Source organism: Granulicella paludicola, from assembly GCF_025685545.1.
GTDB lineage: Bacteria > Acidobacteriota > Terriglobia > Terriglobales > Acidobacteriaceae > Granulicella > Granulicella paludicola.
Map to the genome: position 1 here is coordinate 227,794 of NZ_JAGSYC010000021.1, position 17,971 is coordinate 245,764.

Annotated in this window: 19 protein-coding genes; 11 read left to right on the forward strand and 8 right to left on the reverse strand. The window is 60.1% G+C overall.

Going from position 1 to position 17,971, the window contains the following annotated elements; all coding sequences use genetic code 11:
- Positions 1–16: 16 nt before the first annotated feature.
- From OHL14_RS05410 to OHL14_RS05425, 4 genes are read right to left on the reverse strand one after another with little or no spacing between them, the layout of a single operon-like run.
- Positions 17–676 (reverse strand): DUF6629 family protein, encoded by a 660-nt coding sequence (locus OHL14_RS05410; protein WP_263378304.1) that lies wholly within the window; start codon positions 674–676, stop codon positions 17–19.
- 55 nt (positions 677–731) lie between these two features.
- Entirely contained in the window at positions 732–1,073 is a 342-nt protein-coding gene (locus OHL14_RS05415; protein WP_263378305.1) for a hypothetical protein, read from the reverse strand.
- Positions 1,070–1,618, reverse strand: a complete 549-nt coding sequence (locus OHL14_RS05420) for an RNA polymerase sigma factor (protein ID WP_263378306.1) — start codon at positions 1,616–1,618, stop codon at positions 1,070–1,072. The genes OHL14_RS05415 and OHL14_RS05420 overlap by 4 nt, the downstream gene beginning before the upstream one ends.
- Positions 1,619–1,655: 37 nt before the next feature.
- Positions 1,656–2,579, reverse strand: a complete 924-nt coding sequence (locus OHL14_RS05425; RefSeq protein ID WP_263378307.1) for a hypothetical protein — start codon at positions 2,577–2,579, stop codon at positions 1,656–1,658.
- A gap of 109 nt (positions 2,580–2,688) precedes the next feature.
- On the opposite strand from OHL14_RS05425, the gene OHL14_RS05430 reads away from it, so the two are divergent.
- On the forward strand, positions 2,689–3,057 hold the full coding sequence (locus OHL14_RS05430; RefSeq protein ID WP_263378308.1) for a RidA family protein: 369 nt from the start codon (positions 2,689–2,691) through the stop codon (positions 3,055–3,057).
- Between the two features lie 35 nt (positions 3,058–3,092).
- Complete coding sequence (locus tag OHL14_RS05435) at positions 3,093–4,061, forward strand: LysR family transcriptional regulator (RefSeq protein ID WP_263378309.1); 969 nt, start codon at positions 3,093–3,095, stop codon at positions 4,059–4,061.
- Here OHL14_RS05435 and OHL14_RS05440 read toward each other — a convergent pair.
- A complete protein-coding gene (locus tag OHL14_RS05440; protein ID WP_263378310.1) occupies positions 4,048–5,058 on the reverse strand; it encodes a YeiH family protein in 1,011 nt (336 codons plus the stop codon). The two genes, OHL14_RS05435 and OHL14_RS05440, sit on opposite strands and share 14 nt — an antisense overlap.
- 111 nt (positions 5,059–5,169) lie before the next feature.
- Between OHL14_RS05440 and OHL14_RS05445 the strand changes: the two genes are divergently transcribed.
- Both OHL14_RS05445 and tpiA read left to right on the forward strand, forming a co-directional pair.
- Positions 5,170–6,381, forward strand: coding sequence for a phosphoglycerate kinase (locus OHL14_RS05445; RefSeq protein WP_263378311.1), 1,212 nt, complete (start codon positions 5,170–5,172; stop codon positions 6,379–6,381).
- Between the two features lie 100 nt (positions 6,382–6,481).
- The gene (tpiA, locus tag OHL14_RS05450) at positions 6,482–7,231 is read left to right on the forward strand and encodes a triose-phosphate isomerase (RefSeq protein WP_263378312.1); all 750 of its coding nucleotides are present in this window, start codon (positions 6,482–6,484) and stop codon (positions 7,229–7,231) included.
- Positions 7,232–7,303: 72 nt separating this feature from the next.
- Here tpiA and lepB read toward each other — a convergent pair whose 3' ends face one another.
- Complete coding sequence (gene lepB / locus OHL14_RS05455) at positions 7,304–7,915, reverse strand: signal peptidase I (protein ID WP_263378313.1); 612 nt, start codon at positions 7,913–7,915, stop codon at positions 7,304–7,306.
- Between the two features lie 71 nt (positions 7,916–7,986).
- On the reverse strand, positions 7,987–9,027 hold the full coding sequence (locus tag OHL14_RS05460) for a serine hydrolase (RefSeq protein ID WP_263378314.1): 1,041 nt from the start codon (positions 9,025–9,027) through the stop codon (positions 7,987–7,989).
- Positions 9,028–9,141: 114 nt separating this feature from the next.
- Here OHL14_RS05460 and murQ point away from each other — a divergent pair, with 114 nt between their 5' ends.
- The 6 genes from murQ to murA all read left to right on the forward strand — a co-directional run bounded on the left by murQ (position 9,142) and on the right by murA (position 15,535).
- Entirely contained in the window at positions 9,142–10,092 is a 951-nt protein-coding gene (murQ, locus tag OHL14_RS05465; protein ID WP_263378315.1) for an N-acetylmuramic acid 6-phosphate etherase, read from the forward strand.
- 12 nt (positions 10,093–10,104) lie between these two features.
- Complete coding sequence (locus tag OHL14_RS05470; protein WP_263378316.1) at positions 10,105–11,358, forward strand: glycosyltransferase family 87 protein; 1,254 nt, start codon at positions 10,105–10,107, stop codon at positions 11,356–11,358.
- Between the two features lie 4 nt (positions 11,359–11,362).
- A complete protein-coding gene (locus OHL14_RS05475) occupies positions 11,363–11,878 on the forward strand; it encodes a hypothetical protein (RefSeq protein ID WP_263378317.1) in 516 nt (171 codons plus the stop codon).
- An 18-nt stretch (positions 11,879–11,896) separates the two neighbouring features.
- Positions 11,897–13,585, forward strand: coding sequence for a glycosyltransferase family 39 protein (locus OHL14_RS05480; protein WP_263378318.1), 1,689 nt, complete (start codon positions 11,897–11,899; stop codon positions 13,583–13,585).
- A gap of 90 nt (positions 13,586–13,675) precedes the next feature.
- The gene (locus OHL14_RS05485; protein WP_263378319.1) at positions 13,676–14,128 is read left to right on the forward strand and encodes a hypothetical protein; all 453 of its coding nucleotides are present in this window, start codon (positions 13,676–13,678) and stop codon (positions 14,126–14,128) included.
- A gap of 126 nt (positions 14,129–14,254) precedes the next feature.
- The gene (murA, locus tag OHL14_RS05490) at positions 14,255–15,535 is read left to right on the forward strand and encodes a UDP-N-acetylglucosamine 1-carboxyvinyltransferase (protein ID WP_263378320.1); all 1,281 of its coding nucleotides are present in this window, start codon (positions 14,255–14,257) and stop codon (positions 15,533–15,535) included.
- Between the two features lies 1 nt (position 15,536).
- Here the strand turns inward: murA and OHL14_RS05495 are convergent, their stop codons facing one another.
- A complete protein-coding gene (locus OHL14_RS05495; RefSeq protein WP_263378321.1) occupies positions 15,537–16,187 on the reverse strand; it encodes a DUF4919 domain-containing protein in 651 nt (216 codons plus the stop codon).
- A 120-nt stretch (positions 16,188–16,307) separates the two neighbouring features.
- Here OHL14_RS05495 and OHL14_RS05500 point away from each other — a divergent pair, with 120 nt between their 5' ends.
- Positions 16,308–17,915, forward strand: coding sequence for a M28 family peptidase (locus OHL14_RS05500; RefSeq protein WP_263378322.1), 1,608 nt, complete (start codon positions 16,308–16,310; stop codon positions 17,913–17,915).
- The last annotated feature ends 56 nt before the right edge of the window (positions 17,916–17,971 follow it).

Below are 17,971 nucleotides of genomic sequence, written 5' to 3' on the forward strand. Positions count from 1 at the left end.
CCGATCGCAGAGCGACCTACGCTTGTAAATATGGGTAAGGCCGCATCGATTCGCTCTTCCAGAAGTACGCCAGAATGATTACGCTGGCCACGGCCGCATACGCGCACCACACCGAGGTGAACGCATACCGGCGCACGGCCATCGTGATCAGCAAAATCACCATGTTTGCGACACCAAACCACACCATGGCATTCACCTTCGAGAAGAACAGAGACCCGCACACGGCAGTTACATACAGCACCGCAATCCACGTGTGATTCGTGCCCTGGTTCACATACACGATGCTGTTATGCTCTACCGAAATCTGCAATGGATACGCTGTCAGTCCCCACAGCATGAACAGCGTCAGCAACCCGCCAAGCACGACGAAGGGCATCATCGATCTTCGGCGCGCGCGCGTCTGCTCAAACAGCATTACGCTGAGGGGGATGAGGAAAGGCATCAGTCCCTGTGCGTACAAGACGAATGCCGCGCCCATATTGTGCACCATCTGTGCGGACAGATAGCCGTCAAGCCCCAGCCAGACGAAACCCTCCATGAACTGATGCAGCGCAAACAGAGTGGGCAACGACGCAAACAGGAGTTCACGCCAGTGCTTCACCTTCGTCAGTGTCATCACACCAACCGTCCCAAGCACACCGCTGCCCACAAAGTTCGCCGTCGCTGAAAAACACATACCTGATGAGCCTCTACCTGCTGTGTTCCAGATGATACAGGGGCGGACCCCAGAACTACTCTCGCTCGAGGGTCAGATACACCACGACCCCGGCGAGCACCACCACCATTCCCAAACCCACTAAGCCAGCAGTCGACAACAGCGGCTTTAGCAGCCCTCCCCATCCCGATATGGCGACGACCGCCGCCACGCAGAGTACAAGAGCGGCGGTAAACTCCTGTACGCCACGCACCGGCGCACTGACCTTTTCCAGCGCCGCCTGCCGCTTTCGAAGCTGAGCCCGCCACCAAACCAGTTCCGCTGGCTCCAATCGTGCCTGTGGCATTGCCGCAGATTTCGCCGACTGCATCGCCTCACGCAGAATCTGGTTTTCCTCGTCTTTGCGCATCAAGCTCATACGCCCTCCGCAGCCAGCATCCCGGCCATCTTTTTGCGAGCGCGAAACAGCAAGAGACGCACACTGGTCGTACCAACGCCCATCACCTCGGCGATCTCCTTATGCGAGTAACCTTCGGCGTACGCGAGCCACAGCATCTGCCGCTCCCGTGGCTTCATCTTTGCCATCGCCGGTGCCAGCAGAGCGTCCGAATCCATCTGAATCGCGCTTGTCTGCGAAGCAAATGCACCCTCGGGCAGGTCTTCGATCGAGCTCGCAGTGCGGCGACGCCAGTGGTCTTTCAGCAGGTTCGAAGCTATCCGAAAGAGATAACGCCGGGCTTCAATATCGCCAGCCGTCTTTGTATCGGCACAGAGAAAGCGCACGAAGCTCTCCTGCATCAGGTCATCGGCCAGACCGGGATCGCCGGAGGTCCGAGCCAGATAGGCCCACAGCGGTCGCGCTACCCGTTCATAGAAACCAGCGAAGGCCTCTCTATCCATGGGCAGCACAACCGTCGTTTCGCCGGGCTTCGCTACAGGTACGAATTGTTCCCAGATCGTCACTTGCGCCTCGCCAACAACTTGCTATGGGCATCGCGGCTCACAGCCGCTCCTGCATAGCAGCGGAGGTCCGTACATCAGGCATAAGGCCCAGCCGCTTCGCCAGCACCCATGTTGCCGCTGCCGACAGGATAAATCCAATGCCCGGCATCAGCATCAACATTCCCAGCACCAGCAAACCGATCCGAACATCCCCATCCAGCCGCGCTCCGTGACGGACCAGCAAGAGGCCGATCCCGAGCATCGCCAATACGACACCCACCTGTAGAGAGGTCAGCACTCGACTTACTACATTCGGAAGGCGCTTCTGGTCGAACTCCGTGGCGATCGGAGCCGCCTCAAGGAAACGCTTGCCCGCATCCGTCTGCATGTAGCTCATCAACTCCTGGCTATTGCCAAATCGCTCGATCAGCTGACCATGTACTTCGCTCTGCATTTTGAAGATCTTGCCCCACCGCCGGTTCTGCAGGAGCATACGAATCAACCAGACCATCACACCCGCCACACAGAGGAAAACCAGAAACGGTCCAACTGAGTCCATGAACATACGGAGCCCTGGATGCACCTCATGCTCGCGCTGCATATCGAAGCCGGTCTTAGGCTGCAACAGTTGATAGTCCCTGTGTCCCTGCTCACGCAGATCGCTGAACAGATAGAACTGCGGGTTTCGCCCAACCTCAGGATGCTCCTGTAGAAACTGAGATAATTCCGGGTTATAGCGAGCGATGTAATCCTGATCGCTTAGCAACGTCGGGTCGTCGGCCACCACGCGCGCCAACGTGGGACTCACCTTTAGCAACGCGAGCAGCTTCTGTTGGGTCTCTCCCTGATCTGCCGTCGTCAGCGAGGCTGCCGGCTCCACCTTCGCACTCTTTGCCATAGGAGTGGTCTTCTGCTGCGACACCGCAGGCATCGCCACCATCATCAGCACCAAACTCTGCACCCAGACCTTCATTGTCGGCATCACGATCTCCTGATCCGGCTCACGCCGTAAAAACTCTTATGACCTAACAACGTGCCACCCGCCGGTTGGTTAACAACACTTCCCCACGCTGCCGCGATACCCTAACTACATGACACGCACCAATATCCCCGGCACATCCCCCTTCGAGCCAATTATTGGCTTCTCGCGCGCCGTCCGAATCGGCAATACCGTCCACGTCTCGGGTACTGGCCCCGTTGGAGCAGAGGAACTCTCACCCGCCGAGCAGACACGCACGGTCCTCAAGCTGATAGAGACCGCGCTTACCAGCGCCGGGGCCACCTTTGAGAACGTCTACCGCACCCGCATGTTCCTCGCACGCGCCGAGGACTGGGAAGAGATTGGTCGCGCCCACGGCGAGGTCTTCGGCACCATTCGCCCAGCCAGCACCATGGTTGTTGCCGCATTGCTCAACCCCAAGTGGCGCGTCGAAATCGAAGCCGAAGCTCTTATCCCATAACCTGCAGAAGGTGGAGCCGCTCAGGCTCTACCTTCGTGAACACATTGCCTGTCGATATCATCGTCACAATCCCCATGGAAAACTTCCGCCTCAAGGTCTTTCGAACAGTCGCACATCACCTCAACTTCCGCATCGCAGCGGAGGAGTTGCTTCTGACTCAGCCTGCGGTGACGCAACAGATCAAGGCTCTGGAAGCCGAACTGGACGCTGCGTTATTCACACGTGCGGCAGGCAAGGTTGCACTCACGGCGGCAGGTGTTGCGCTGCTACCGTTCGCAAAACAGCTGGCCGCGCTTGCGAACGAGGCTCGCGAGGCCGTCGCTGCGACCTCGACCAGCAACGCGGGCAAGCTGACGCTGGCGGCCTCCCAGACCGTGGGGCAGTATCTGCTGCCACGGCTGATCGCTGGGTTTCTCGCAGAGCATCCGAAGGTGGACATTGCCATCCTCGGCGGTAATACGCAGCAGGCGCTGGAGGCGCTGACCTCAGGCCAGGCACACCTCGCGCTGATCGAAGGTCCGCCAATGCGTCAGGACGTTCACCTGGTGCCGTTCATGGAGGACCATATGGTGTGCGTAGTGCCCGCCGGCCATGAGTGGGCCGATGAGGAAGTTTCGCTTGCCGAACTGCAGCAGGCAACGTTCGTTACGCGCGAGATCGGCTCCGGCTCCCGCCGCATCGTCGAACACGCGCTGGAGGCCGCCGGTGTGCGACTGCGCGATCTGAACATTCGCATGACCTTCGACTCCACCGAAGGACTGCTCTCAGCGGTCGAAGCCGCGCTGGGCATAGCCTTCGTTTCGCGTTGGGCCGTGCGCTCACAACTGGCGCTGGGCACTCTGCATGTAGCGAGAGTGAAGGGGTTGAAGCTTGCGCGGATGTTCTCGCTCGCCACAGGTCTGGGGCCTGAGCCGACGGGAGTTACCGGTGCGTTCCATCGCTTCGTGCTGGAACGCGCCGAGGCGCTGGCACCGCGTGCGACCGGTAGAGCTAAATCGAAATAATGCGGAAATAAATCGCCGCAAGAGACCCGCCTTCGACGATTGTCCACAGCACCACGCCCTGCACCAGCGGCCGAACACCGACCTGCTGTAGCGTCTTTCTTGAGAGGCTGGAGCCGATCAGGAACAGCGTTGCGGTCAGGCCAAGTTTGCCTAGATGATTGACCGCCGCAAAGGCAGACTGCAGCCTGGGCAGGTATGTGCTCAGTGCCGCAGCAGCTACAAACATCAGAATGAACCAGGGCAACGTCACGCTACCTCGCTTGCCTCCATCGCCGCTACGCTTTGCCAACTGCGCCATAAAGGCTGCCGTAAGCAGGCTTACCGGAACGATCCACAACGCGCGGGCGAGCTTGACCGTCGTGCCGACGGCAAGTGCCTGCCCGCCATAGGTCGCCGCCGCGCCCACCACCGAACTCGTATCGTGGATCGCGAGCGCCGCCCATAGGCCGAACTGGTTTTGATCCAGGTGAAGCAGGTGGCCAATCACCGGGAACAGCAGCAGGGCGATCGAGTTCAGCAGAAAGACCGTACCCATCGAAACGCTGATCTCTTCTTCGTTCGCTAAGGTGATGGGTGAGATCGCGGCAATCGCGCTGCCGCCGCAGATCGCCGTGCCTGCCGTGATGAGGTACGAGGCTTTGCCACCGACCTTGAGCAGACGTCCCAGCAGCAGTCCCAGGGCCATCGCGACTGAGATGCTGATTGCGGTATACGCAAAGCCCGAACGCCCTGCGCGCACGACTTCTCTGAGATTCATGCCAAAACCCAATGCCACCACCGAGGCCTGCAGCAGAAGCTTCGCCAGTTTTGCACTCTCCGTTCGCAGTGGATGCACCACCATGAAACCAAACGCTACCCCACCTACCAGCGCGATCGGCGGCGAGAGGAGGCCGCTGCCTGCAACTAGCAGCCCCAGCAAAAACACTGTCCTGCTATCGAACGCCTTCGTTGTTTGCTGCCTGTCTGCTTCCTGCTCGATCATCGGGGTGGTTGCCATGTGTTGCCTCCACCTTCACTCTCAACCTCTCTGTAATGTCGCGTCCAAACAGAAGTTCTTATGCCCCATAAGGGGCTTATCCTCTACCTGAATCGGTTATCCTTACAGCTAATGTCTAAGCTCTCGATCCGCGACCTCGACCTTGCCGGCAAACGCGTCTTCATCCGTGTGGACTTCAACGTGCCTCTTTCCAAAGAAGGCGCTATCACCGACGACACGCGCATCCGCGAGACTATACCCACCATCGAGTACGCTCTGCGCCGCAAGGCCAAGGTTATCCTCGCCGCGCATCTCGGACGCCCCAAGGGCAAGCCAGTAGATAGCATGAGCCTCAAGCCCATCGCCGTGCGGCTGCGCACGCTGCTTGATCACGTGATGGATCCCGACGAGAACGTCGCCTTCGCTCCTGATTGCGTTGGGCCAGTCGCCATGGAGCTCGCGCATAATCTGGAAGACGGGCAGACACTGCTGCTCGAAAACCTTCGTTTCCACCCCGAAGAAGAGGCCAACGATCCCGAGTTCGCCAAGCAGCTTGCCAATCTCTGCGACATCTACGTCAACGATGCCTTTGGCGCTGCGCATCGCGCGCATGCCTCGACTGAGGGCATCACCCATTTTGTCCCTCAGTCGGCCGCTGGCCTTCTTATGGAGAAGGAACTAACCTACCTTGGCAAGGCCGTCACCGAGCCGAACCGTCCCTTCGTAGCGATCATTGGCGGCGCCAAGGTCTCGGACAAGATCGAGGTCATCAACTCTCTGCTAGGGAAGGTCGACTCGCTGCTTATCGGCGGTGCCATGGCCTACACCTTCCTCAACGCTCAGGGACAGACCACCGGCAAGTCACTGGTAGAAGCCGATAAGTACGACGTGGCACGCGCCGCGCTGAAGAAGGCTGAAGAGCGGGGCGTGAAGTTCCTGCTGCCGGTCGATCACATGCTCGCCGACAAGTTCGCCGCCGATGCCAAAACCAAGATCTTCTCTGGTACCGAGCCCTTCCCGGCTGAGATGATGGCGCTCGACATCGGCCCCGAAACGATCAAGCTCTTCGCCGCTGAGATCGCGGACGCAGCCACCGTCGTTTGGAACGGCCCCATGGGCGTCGCTGAACTGAGTCCCTTCGCAAAGGGCACCAACGCCATCGCCAAGGCACTCGCAAAGAACGAAGATTGCATCTCCATCGTCGGCGGCGGTGACTCCGTTGCAGCACTGCACAACTCCGGCGTGGCAGACAAGATCACGCATATCTCCACCGGCGGCGGGGCAAGCCTCGAGTTTCTGGAAGGCAAGACCTTGCCCGGCGTCGCAGCACTCACGGACAAATAGCAGCCACGTTACCGATAACCGATGATTGGCTCTTGCCATTCGCTTTGTATACCCCGTAATCTCCACAGACCGACAGCAAACACGGAGCATCCAATCAGCAATGCGTAAGCCCCTCATCGCCGGCAACTGGAAGATGTATAAGACTCCCAAGGAGTCGCTGGCCTTCCTCGACGCCTTCCTTCCCATGGTCGAAGGCCATGACCGCGACGAGATCGTCGTTTGCCCGACCATGAGCTCTCTCGCCTATGTAATCGAGCATGCCGAAGGCACGAACGTCCGGGCCGGTGCGCAGAACATGCACTGGCTGAATGAAGGCCCATACACCAGCCAGACCTCGCCGACGATGCTGGTCTCCATCGGCTGCAGGCACGTACTGCTCGGTCACTCGGAGCTGCGCCTGTACTTCAATGAGACCTACGAGCGCGTCAACCTCAAGCTGAAAGCTGCCATCAATCACGGCATCACGCCGATCGTCTGCGTCGGCGAACTTCTGGCCGAACGCGAAGATGGCAAGACGGAAGAAACCCTGCGCACTCAGGTCCGCGCCGCACTGCGCAATATCTCAGCGAACGAAGCCCGTCGCCTCGTCATCGCGTATGAACCTATCTGGGCCATCGGCACCGGTTCGACAGCTTCCCCGGAGGTCGCCTCCGAAGCTCACGCCATCATCCGTGCCGAGCTTTCCCGTTGCTGCGGGCAGCAGACCGCGGACAACACCCGCATCCTCTACGGAGGCTCGGTCAAGCCGGAGAACATCACCTCGCTGATGGCGCAGGAGGACATCGACGGAGCGCTCGTCGGCGGCGCAAGCCTCGTCCCCACCACCTTCGCGGAGATCGTCCACTACTAGCATCAAGCTGTTGCTGATGAACCAAAGTCCTCCATCGTGGGGGCCTTGACTTTGCTGCTTCTATCCTCTGCGTTACTTCACAACGCCTAGCTGATCCATCGGCCAGTACACGAACGCCGCTTTGCCATAGATCAGGCCGCGGTCCACCGGACCGAAATCGCGACTGTCACTCGAGATGGAGCGATGGTCCCCCATCAGGAAATATTCGCCGTCCGGCACCGTCATCTCCGGCTGCGAGCGGTCGTCCTCATACTTCAACGGCACATACGGCTCCCGCAGAGCCTTGTCGTTCACAAAGACCTGCCCGCGTTCTATCCGTAGCTTGTCGCCGGGCAATCCGATCACGCGCTTGATGTAGCTCTTCGTATGATCGCCCGGAAACAGAAAGACCACCACGTCATCCCGATGGATCGCGCCGATGTGATACGCAAACTTGTTGATGAACAGGCGGTCCTGGTCCTCCAGGTTCGGCAGCATGCTCGTGCCTTCCACCCGCACCGGCTGGTACAGATACAGGATGATCACCGCCGAAACGATCACCGCCACCGACAGATCTACGATGAGCGACGAGAGCGTCCGCCCGCTTGCCCATCCGCCGGTCGACTGAACCGCCGCAGCAGGTCTCTCGCTCGGAGCCTCTTGCCGCGGATGGGTGGGTTCTACGCTGTCGTTCTGGGTTTCCATGAAAGTCCTCGGGCCAGTCTCCTGCGAACAGGGGCACACTTTAGATTAGACGGGAAAAGGCCGAGTTCAGTCTACTGCTGGAGTGCCGTCGCTGGGCAAGTTCGCTCTCCTAGCCCCGGAACCAGCAGCTTCGGATCCAGCCCCTCCGGCGACCAGCTATCGACAATCGTCTTCGCCAGCTTCGCGATGGACATCTCACCCTCGTTATCAACCGTCCAGCCGTGGTCAGCGTTGTCGTAGGTGAAGATGGACAGCACCATTGGCCCCGTCTTGCCCGCAACGATCGCCACATCGTTCCGCACAGCATCCAGCGAGCCGGTCTTACTGGCTACCGTCTGATCGCCACCGTTCGGCAGAAACCGAGGCACCGTTTCGCGATAGAACTGCGACTTCAGCATTGTCAACGCCACATCGCAAATAGCGCGGTCCTTGTCATCCAGCGGATGAAAGATCGGGCCCTTTGCATCCGTTCCGGTTTGCAGGCGGCACTCGCCGATGTAGCCCATCAGCGTCGCCATCTCCTGCGGGGTCGTTTTTCCCAGGCCAAATTTCGGCTGGTCGGCTGGCATCGGACCGGCCGCTGGCTTGAAGACCTTCTTGTACAGATGCGTGTTCTTTAGCCCCAGCGATTCCACGCGGGCATTTACGGCATCGATCCCAAAACGGTCGATCATCAAATTTGTCGCCGTGTTGTCACTGACAATGACCATCATTGTCAGCATGTCCTTCAGCGTCAGCGTCAGCGGCGTATCGAAGAAATGCAGCATCCCCGATCCGCCCACTGGCTCACCCGGTTTCAGCACGATCTTTTCATCCCAGCGCGCCCTGCCCTCACGCACCGCGATCATCGCCTCATACAAAATCGCAAGCTTGATCACCGAGGCCGTCTGCACAGGCGTATCCCCATCGACGGACACCGCCTTCCCTGTCGAGATCTGCAGGGCGTAGAGGGCTGTCCTACCCGCATGGCTCGCGATTCGCGCGTCTACCATCGTCCGCACCTGGGCCTGGGTGGGTTTATCCTCATGCACTCCCGGACAGTCGCTCTGCGCAGCGGCACGCGCCGACAACATCCCCAGGACCATCCCGAACGTCCAGATACATCTCTTCATCGCAAACCCCTTCAGTCTTATGAACATAGCCTGACACCTTGAAAGCTACCTACAACAGCCTTCATGATTTAGTATCAGACCTACCGGTCAATTCGTTACGACACCGTATAACCTATGTCCATTACCCCGAACGAGAAGCCCGACGCACGCCACACGGCAGACCTTGAAGCTCTGCCAACCGAGCTTCAAAATGAAGCTTCACAGGGCCTCGACACCAAGTCAGCCGTTGAAATCGCCCGCATCATCAACCACGAAGATGCCAAGGTCGCTACAGCCGTCAAGAAGGCTCTCCCCGAGATCGCCCAGGTCATTGACACCGTCGCTCGCAGTCTGCGTGACGGCGGTCGCCTCATCTACGTAGGTGCTGGATCCTCCGGTCGCATCTCGTCGCTCGATGCCTCCGAATGCCCCCCGACCTTCTCCACAGCCCCCCAGCAGGTGCAGTACATCATGGCAGGCGGACCGAAGGCGCTTGCCTCGGCCTCCGATGTAAACGAGGATTCGCCCGAGATCGGCCAGCGCGACATCGCCCGGCGTCGACCCACCCGTAAAGACATCGTCATCGGTGTCTCGGCGTCGGGTCGCACGCCTTACGTCGTCGGAGCCGTCGAGTATGCCCGCGCCCGCGGCGCCAAGACCGCCGCCGTCACCTGCAATCCGAACTCTGATCTTTCGCATGTCGCCGACATCACCATCTGTGCCGAGGTCGGCCCCGAGGTCATCTCCGGCTCAACGCGCATGAAGGCCTCCAGTGCCCAGAAGATGATTCTCAACATGATCACCACTGGAGCTATGACGCGGCTCGGCTACGTATACGACAACCTGATGGTGAACGTGCACATGAAGAATGCCAAGCTCGTCGAGCGCGGCATCCGTGTGCTGATGAAGGTCTGCAACATCGACCGCGAGACAGCGATCCGCACAATCAAGTCCGCGGGCAAGTCGATTCCCATCGCGGTCGTCATGCTCAAGGCCAACGTCGACAAGATGGAAGCGGTTCGCCGACTGCAGCAATCCGATGGCAATGTGCGTCTCGCCATCGACGATTCGCGCCTCGAACTCTAAGCTGCATACTCCGTGCCTTACATAGCGGAGGGCCTGGCGCCCTCCGCGAGATACAAACAGATGCCCGCCTACAGCAGCCGAACCCGGCCCAACCCAGCGCTGCCCCTGCTGATCCTAACGTTCGCGACCGTCGCTGCGGTGCTGTGGCTGCTTCCGCTCTTTATACCGCGTAGCGTCCTCTTCCCGCCCGGCCCCAACTTCGAAGACATCCTCGTTTATAAGGGACGCTTCACGCTGTATCACTCGGCGAAGTTCTTCACCTCGCGAACGTTCTCTGCCTTTGCTTATCCGGCGGGTTCGGGCCCTATTTACGAAGCTCTCTACAAAACCTCCGATGCAGTGCAGACCTATTGCATGTTTGCCGGAATCGCTGCGGGCATCGCTGGCATCGCCACCTACCTTTGCCTCTCACGCGCCCGGCATACCAACCTCTTCTTTCCTCTGCTCGTCGCCGCAAGCTTCCCGCTGGTTTTTCTCATCCAGCGCGCCAACATCGAGATCGTGCTTTGGCTCGTCATCGCTGCGGGCATCGTGGCCTATCGTCGCGGCCAGTCCATCCTCGCTGCGATCCTTTTCGGGCTGGCCGCAACGACCAAGCTCTATCCAATCTTCATGCTCGGCCTCTTCCTCGGACCCGCCGCGAAGCGCAGCCGGCAGGACCTGCCCGCGTTCGTCGTAGGCATCGCCACCTTTGTCCTTGGCATGATCGCAGCCGTCAGCTACGCCGGGCCAACCTTCGCCATCGCCGCCCGCGGATTCTTCTCCGGTGTCAGCCAATTTCAGAATCACTACGTAGAGGTCGTCAGCCGCGTCGAGATCGTCTTCGATCACTGTCTCTTCTCACCAGTAAAGTATTGGGCTTTCACGCATCACACGTCGCCCGCGCCGTATACGCATCTGTACTTCCTGCTCGCCGGAACGTTGGCGCTGGTGCTGTTTGTGCGCGCACGCTCGCTGCCGTTCCTCAACCGAGTCATCTTTCTTACCGGCGCCATGGTCGCGCTTCCGCCGGTATCTTTCAACTACACGCTTGTCCACCTATACCTGCCGCTACTGCTTGCGATTTCAGCAGCAGCTGCTCCGCGAGCCCCCGCAAGCACGCTGCTTGCCCTAGCGCTGCTTCTCTTCCTAATGCTTCCGCTCGCCTCGCTGTGGGCCATCAGCACAGTGCCTACCGGCCTGACGCAGTCTGTCGCGCTGCTTGCATTGATGCTGCTTTCGGCGGCGACGCCCTGGCCGGGGAACTCCAGAATGGACGCTCGCTAATTTGATGACGAACGCCTCCGAAACTGCACACCTGCTTCGCTCTATCCGAATCTGGCTGGGTGTGGTCATCGTCGGGCTCGTTCTTAGCGGAGTGACCGCTTTCCCTCTGCAACACGAACTCGATCTGATCGTCCATCTATCCGTGCGCTGCAACCTGGCAAACCATCTGCCTTCTCTTAGCGCATGGCTCCTCCGCGTTGACTCCGCGCTCACAGACACCGACGCCCATTACCCATTTCTGGCCTACGGGACCGACTGGCTGGCCTTCGCGCACCTCGTCATTGCAGTGGCTTTCATTGGCCCGTGGCTCGACCCTGTTCGCAACAAGTGGTTCGTCACCTGGGGCCTCGTCGCGTGTGCGGGAGTACCTCTGCTCGCGCTCGTCGCAGGTCCCGTCCGAGGCATTCCAGTCTATTGGCGACTGATCGACTCCAGCTTCGGCGTTTTCTGCTGCCCTCCGTTGCTGTTACTGCGCGCTCGCATCGAACGGCTCGAAGCTCTCGCGCCTTATAAGGCGTAGCCTCGATACAATCCATCTGTGCCCACTCTCGCCCCATGGAAACCGCGCGATACCATTGCCGCCCTCGCGCTCTTCCTTGGCACCGCAGCCTTCACGCTATGGCAGAACACCCATGTGGCCGTACTGTGGGACCTCGCCTATCTGCTAGACAGCAGCTATCGCATCTCGCTTGGGCAGCTTCCCTATCGCGAATTCCCTTTCGCTCACTCCCCGCTCACCTTCCTGATTCAAGCCGCGATTATCAAGCTCTTCGGACGCGTCTACTGGCACCACATCGTCTACGCCGCGCTCGCCGGAGGAGCCGCCACGCTGCTCACCTGGCGCATCACTCTCCGCCTGCTGCCGCATCGCTGGGGCCTTGCGACTCTGCTCTGTACCACCCTCATCCCGCTCGGAATCTACAGCATCTACCCGCATCCCATCTACGACTCGGACTGCATCCTCAGCGTGCTGCTCGCCGTCTTCCTGTTACAACGTGCCGCGGACAGCCCATTCCGTAACGTTCTTGCTGGAGCCGCCTGCATTCTGCCGCTCTTCTTCAAGCAAAATATCGGTCTGCTCTTCCTTGCGACGCTCTTCTGCTGCTTCCTCGCGCTATCCATCGCCAGACTCCGAGCACGGAAGCCCCTCGCGCCACAGGTCAGCCTCTTCGCTGGCGGAGCCGTTACGCTGGCGTTCGTTTTGCTTACGCTTCACTTCACCGTCGGCCTCAGCAACATCCGCTACTGGACATTTACCTTCGCAGCACAGCGCCGTCTGCCAGGCATTGGCCTTATCCTCGGCATTTACCACCAGACCTCTCTGCTCTGGACGCTTCCCACCACCATTACAGCCCTCGTCCTTCTGCGTCTGCTGCCATTTCACCGCTGGACGCGACTCATCGCGCTAGCGCTGCTTCTCGCGCCCTTCGCCTATGCGGCCATCAGCTTCTTCCTAACCGACGACGCCGACGATCGCGCCGACGCGCTGCTCTCGCTGTGGCCCCATCTGCTGCTGATCGCCGTAGCGTTGGCCCTATACCAACTTCGGAAACCACCCAGCTTCACGACCCTGTTGCCGATCATCCTGCTCGCGACCATCCACGGCACCTTCCTCTCGCAGCAGCTCTGGGGATCGACATACGCTCTATGGCCACTGCTGGTCCTTCTGCTCACGATGATGCTCGCCGAACTTTCGGCCCTGGCCCGGCCACTCGCCATCGCCATCGCCGCAACTTTCCTGCTCTGCGGCTCAGTCTATGCAGCGAGCCTCGAACGTCTCAGCTACAACCACCTCAGCGGCCCTGTCGCCCATGCGACTCTGCCTCAGCTGAGGGGCCTCGCCACACCGGGCTCCTACATTCCCGACCTCGAAGAGCTGATCCGCTACACCGACGAGACGATCCCGCAGAGCGACGGCATACTGCTGCTGCCCGGCCAGGATCCGTTCTACTTTGCTGGCGGTCGCACCCCGCGCTTCCCCGTGCTGCTGCTCGACCCCGCAACCAACCCCTACTCCCCACAGCAGCTGCGCGACGAGGCCCGTCACCGCAACATTCGCTGGCTCATCGTGAACCGCCATCTGCAGCTGATGGCCGACCCCGTTCCGAACCTGCCAGCCTACCTCGACGCCCTCGCACCCGACTTCACTCACGTCCGCACGATGGCGAACTATGACATCTACCAACGTCGCCAGATGCCGCAAGCCCGCTTCGACGCCCCTATGTAACATTGTGTAAAGCCCCGCAACCTTTGCGTTGTATCGTGTTTATTCATGCAGGCACGGCATCTCCCCAGCCGCGCCAAAGGAGCTACTTCGATGAACCGTTCTCTCCTCACCGCAGCCCTCGTTCTTGCACTCGGCACTGGTGCCGCTCTCGCGCAGCAGGCGCCGCCGCCGCAGGACGGCCCGCAGGGACCGCCCATGCATCACCACCAGCCTAACCCGCAGCGTGAGGCCGAGCGCCTTGCTCGCCGCCTTAATCTGACCCCTGACCAGACCGCTAAGCTTGAGCCTGTTCTTGCTAGCCACCAGCAGCAGATGGAGGCCATCCACAACAACGGCCAGCTCACCCAGCAGGACGCCCGCATGCAGATGCGCGCTCTCCAGAAGAGCACGCATGATCAACTCGCGGCGATCCTCACCCCCGAGCAGCTCCAGCAGATGAAGGAGATGCGTCGCGGCCCCCACGGTCCGGGCGGACCTCGCGGCCAGTTCCAGGGCCAGCCTCAGGGCGGACAACCCCAGGGCCCTCCGCCCTCGGGTCTGTAATCAGCTTCTAAACAACCATGGCCGTGGCGGCTTGATCGCCACGGCCATTATCTTTCTCTATTCCCTATCCCTGTCTCACCCCCCTGACGCTCTTTTCCTCCACCGCTAGGCATCTACACTGTCTGTATGGACAAGTTTGTCATCCGCGGCGGTAATCCGCTGCTCGGCACCATCAAAGTATCCGGCGCGAAGAACTCCGCCCTCCCCTGTATGGCTGCGGCCATCCTCACCGAGGAAGAGGTCATCCTCGAAAACATCCCGCAGGTGCAGGACATCGAGACCGAACGGAAGCTCCTCACCAGCATGGGAGCAGAGGTAGAACTCGGCTACGGTCGCGCGCAGCATCGCACCAGCATCCGTTGCGCCCTGCTCTCCGACCCCGTCGCCAAGTACGAGATCGTCAAGACGATGCGTGCCTCCTCTTTAGTGCTCGGCCCACTCGTGGCTCGCACCGGCATGGCCCGCGTCGCGATGCCGGGCGGATGCGCCATCGGCGGTCGCCCCATCGACCTGCACATCAAGGGCCTCGAAGCCATGGGAGCGAAGATCACCCAGGAGCACGGCTACCTTGAAGCCCGCGCCGACCGACTCAAAGGCGCGCACATCGTCTTCGACAAGATCACCGTCACCGGCACCGAAGACCTGCTGATGGCTGCCGCTCTGGCCGACGGCGAATCGCTCTTCGAGAACTGCGCCCGCGAGCCCGAAGTTACTGACCTCGCCGCCCTGCTGAACGCCATGGGCGCGCAGATCGAAGGTGCTGGCACCTCCACCATCCGGATCAAGGGCGTTGCAAAGCTTCACGGCGCGCGCCATCGCATCAACCCCGACCGCATCGAGGCAGGCACCTTCCTCATCGCAGGCGCGATCACCGGTGGCGACCTCAACGTCGACTGCTGCAACCCTGAGCACCTCGGCGCAGTCATCTCCAAGCTGGAGGAATGCGGCGTTAAGCTCGAGATCGGCGCGGACAATATCCGCGTCCACTCGGGTGGCAACCTGAAGGCAGCCGACGTGACCACGGAAGAGTATCCGGGCTTTCCTACTGATATGCAGGCGCAGTTCATGGCTCTGCTCACGCAGGCTGAGGGCACTTCAGTCGTCACAGAGAACATCTTCGAAAACCGTTTCATGCACGTCAGCGAGCTGAACCGCATGGGCGCGAACATCTCCGTCAGCGGACGCACGGCCACCATTCGCGGCGGCGCCAAGCTGCAGTCCGCAGCCGTGATGTGCTCCGATCTTCGCGCCTCCGCCGCGCTCGTGCTGGCGGCCCTTGTGGCCGATGGTGAGTCGATCCTCGACCGCGTGTATCACATGGACCGTGGCTACGAGCGCCTCGAAGAAAAGCTGCGCGGCGTCGGCGCCCAGATCCGCCGCATGGGCGAAGTCTTCGGCAAGAAGTAGGCTACTTCTTCGGGTGCATCGCCGATGCCGTCGCTTCCATGCTGGCATCGGTGTTGAACCACAACACCTGTTCCTTGTTGTCCTGATCGGTGATGGTCATGCGGTCATACGCATGGCCATTCTGCTGCACCAAGGCCTGCGCTTTCGGTTCCGCGCCAAAGATCGTTGAGATCACGAAATACTCTTCGCTCGGATCGACCGTGATCCAAGCCGTCGCTGGGGACTTGCCATCGCCCGTGTCCGTGATTGACTTCAAAATCGCCGTCACGATCGCGCGCTCATTCTTCGAGTACTCGTCCTTGCCGAGCCGCTGAAGCGCAGCCATTGCCAGCAGATGCCCTTCCGGATTCGTCATGTTGTGATCGATGATTCTGCGGGCTCCAGCCAGTGCCTCGTCATTTTTCTGCGCGTCGAGTTCCTGAAACACCTCGTTGCGCTGCTTCTGCCAATCGAAACCGCCGTTGACTCCGCCACTCAGCGCAGCCATCCGAAACGCTTGCCAGTCCACCTCGAGGTCCCCACTGATAACGTGGGTCCTGAAGAGGTCGTACTTGGCTTTCGCGGTCGCCTGGTCGTCCATCGGAGCAGCGGCACTACACATCGGGCTGAGCAAAAGAGCGACACCCACCAGCTTCAAAACAAAGGACCTCATCGATACGCTCCGTGCCGCGATTCTACGCGCGCGTTTCGCCGTTGGCATCAGTACGCAAGTACCACCGCTTGAATGACAGAATCATTCTGGGACGCGAAGATTCACCTGTAGACTCTTTCCATGTCACGTACGAATCGGCTCTCGGCCCTGCTTCTGGCAGCCCTGTCTGCAACCTCTGTTTCAACCTTCGCCCAACAGCCCGCAGGCAAGGATTGGACCGCTGCAGGCGATGCCTGGTGGTCGCACGTGCAGTACCTCGCAGACGACAAGCTGGAGGGCCGAAAAACCGGAACTCCCGGCTACGAGGCTGCGGCAAAGTATGTTGAAGGTCAGTTCAAAGCAGTCGGCTTGAAGCCTGCTGGTATCAACGGCTATCGGCAGGACGTTGATTTCGTTCCGCTCACACTCGACGCCGCAAACTCTGTCTTCGAGGTGGGAGATGCGAAATACACCTTTGGCGAAGACATCATCATCAGTCCCCGCGTTGCGACCTATGGCGAGATCGACGCGCCGCTGGTCTTCATCGGCTACGGTCTGCACGTTCCCCGCAAGCATGTGGACGACTTCGCCGGACTCGATCTGAAGGGCAAGGTCGTGGTCTTCTACAACGCAGCTCCTGCGAATCTGCTGGGACCGCAGCGCGCCTATGCGCGCGGGGCCAGCGAACGCTGGAAGGCACTGCACGAAGCCGGAGCGCTCGGCTACATCCAGATCGCGCCTCCGCGTCCCGGCGCGCCGCCACCATCGACTACCGCTCCGCAGCCAGTGCTGGCGTTTGCCGATCCGCAGCTTGAGCCGCCTGATGGACCGAAACTGGTTGCAACGCTTACGCCTGCTGGAGCCGCGAAGCTCTTCGCTGGCTCTGGTCATACCTCGGAAGAAATCAAAGCGCTCGCCGATGCTGGCAAGCCGCTGCCGAGCTTCCCGATTGCCGGAATGTTGAAGGCAAAGACCATCGTAGTCACACCGCAGAAGCCATTCATTACGGCGCCTAATCTCATCGGTCTGCTGGAAGGTAGCGATAAGAAGCTCAAGAAGCAGTATCTCGTCGTCAGCGCGCACCTCGATCATCTTGGAGTTGGGAAAGCTGTCGATGGAGATTCGATCTACAACGGAGCGATGGACAATGCTTCAGGCATCGCTGCGCTCATCGAAGCAGCCAAGCTGCTCGCTGCTGGTCCGCGACCGAAGCGTTCGATCCTGTTCGTCGCGTTTATGGGCGAAGAGTTGGGCGAGCTTGGATCGCAGTTCTTTGCGACGAAGCCAACAGTGGACAAGAAACAGATCGTCGGCGACCTGAATATGGATATGTTTCTGCCGCTCTTTCCGCTGCGCTATCTCGAAGTGCAAGGTCTGGGCGAATCGACGCTCGGCAACGATGCGCGCGCTGTCGCACAGCTAAATGATATCGAACCTCAGTTCGACAAGCAGCCTGACGAAAACCGCTTCGTTCGCTCGGACCAGGTGAACTTTGTGAAGCAAGGCATTCCTGCGCTCGCGTTCAAGTTCGGCTGGACGCCAGATTCGCCGGAGGAGAAGACCTTCAATGAATGGGTGAAGGTTCGCTATCACCGACCTTCGGATGATCTGCAACAACCTGTCGATAAGGTCGCTGCGGCGCAGTTTGCGAGCTATCTGGCGCAGCTGGCGACTCGCGTTGCCGATGAACCGATGCGGCCACAATGGTATCCCGAGAGTTCGTTCTACGTCGATCTGCCCAAGAAGTAAGTACCCCCTCCCCCATACTTTTGAGGCAAAGTCTTGAAGGGATGCAGGTTACGTCT

Excerpts from the sequence above, each read along its gene's own strand:
- OHL14_RS05410 (WP_263378304.1), bottom strand. The coding sequence starts at position 676 with ATGTGTTTTTCAGCGACGGCGAACTTTGTGGGCAGCGGTGTGCTTGGG.
- OHL14_RS05415 (WP_263378305.1), bottom strand. The coding sequence starts at position 1,073 with ATGAGCTTGATGCGCAAAGACGAGGAAAACCAGATTCTGCGTGAGGCG.
- OHL14_RS05425 (WP_263378307.1), bottom strand. The coding sequence starts at position 2,579 with ATGCCGACAATGAAGGTCTGGGTGCAGAGTTTGGTGCTGATGATGGTG.
- OHL14_RS05430 (WP_263378308.1), top strand. The coding sequence starts at position 2,689 with ATGACACGCACCAATATCCCCGGCACATCCCCCTTCGAGCCAATTATT.
- OHL14_RS05440 (WP_263378310.1), bottom strand. The coding sequence starts at position 5,058 with ATGGCAACCACCCCGATGATCGAGCAGGAAGCAGACAGGCAGCAAACA.
- OHL14_RS05445 (WP_263378311.1), top strand. The coding sequence starts at position 5,170 with ATGTCTAAGCTCTCGATCCGCGACCTCGACCTTGCCGGCAAACGCGTC.
- tpiA (WP_263378312.1), top strand. The coding sequence starts at position 6,482 with ATGCGTAAGCCCCTCATCGCCGGCAACTGGAAGATGTATAAGACTCCC.
- lepB (WP_263378313.1), bottom strand. The coding sequence starts at position 7,915 with ATGGAAACCCAGAACGACAGCGTAGAACCCACCCATCCGCGGCAAGAG.
- OHL14_RS05460 (WP_263378314.1), bottom strand. The coding sequence starts at position 9,027 with ATGAAGAGATGTATCTGGACGTTCGGGATGGTCCTGGGGATGTTGTCG.
- murQ (WP_263378315.1), top strand. The coding sequence starts at position 9,142 with ATGTCCATTACCCCGAACGAGAAGCCCGACGCACGCCACACGGCAGAC.
- OHL14_RS05475 (WP_263378317.1), top strand. The coding sequence starts at position 11,363 with ATGACGAACGCCTCCGAAACTGCACACCTGCTTCGCTCTATCCGAATC.
- OHL14_RS05485 (WP_263378319.1), top strand. The coding sequence starts at position 13,676 with ATGAACCGTTCTCTCCTCACCGCAGCCCTCGTTCTTGCACTCGGCACT.
- murA (WP_263378320.1), top strand. The coding sequence starts at position 14,255 with ATGGACAAGTTTGTCATCCGCGGCGGTAATCCGCTGCTCGGCACCATC.
- OHL14_RS05495 (WP_263378321.1), bottom strand. The coding sequence starts at position 16,187 with ATGAGGTCCTTTGTTTTGAAGCTGGTGGGTGTCGCTCTTTTGCTCAGC.
- OHL14_RS05500 (WP_263378322.1), top strand. The coding sequence starts at position 16,308 with ATGTCACGTACGAATCGGCTCTCGGCCCTGCTTCTGGCAGCCCTGTCT.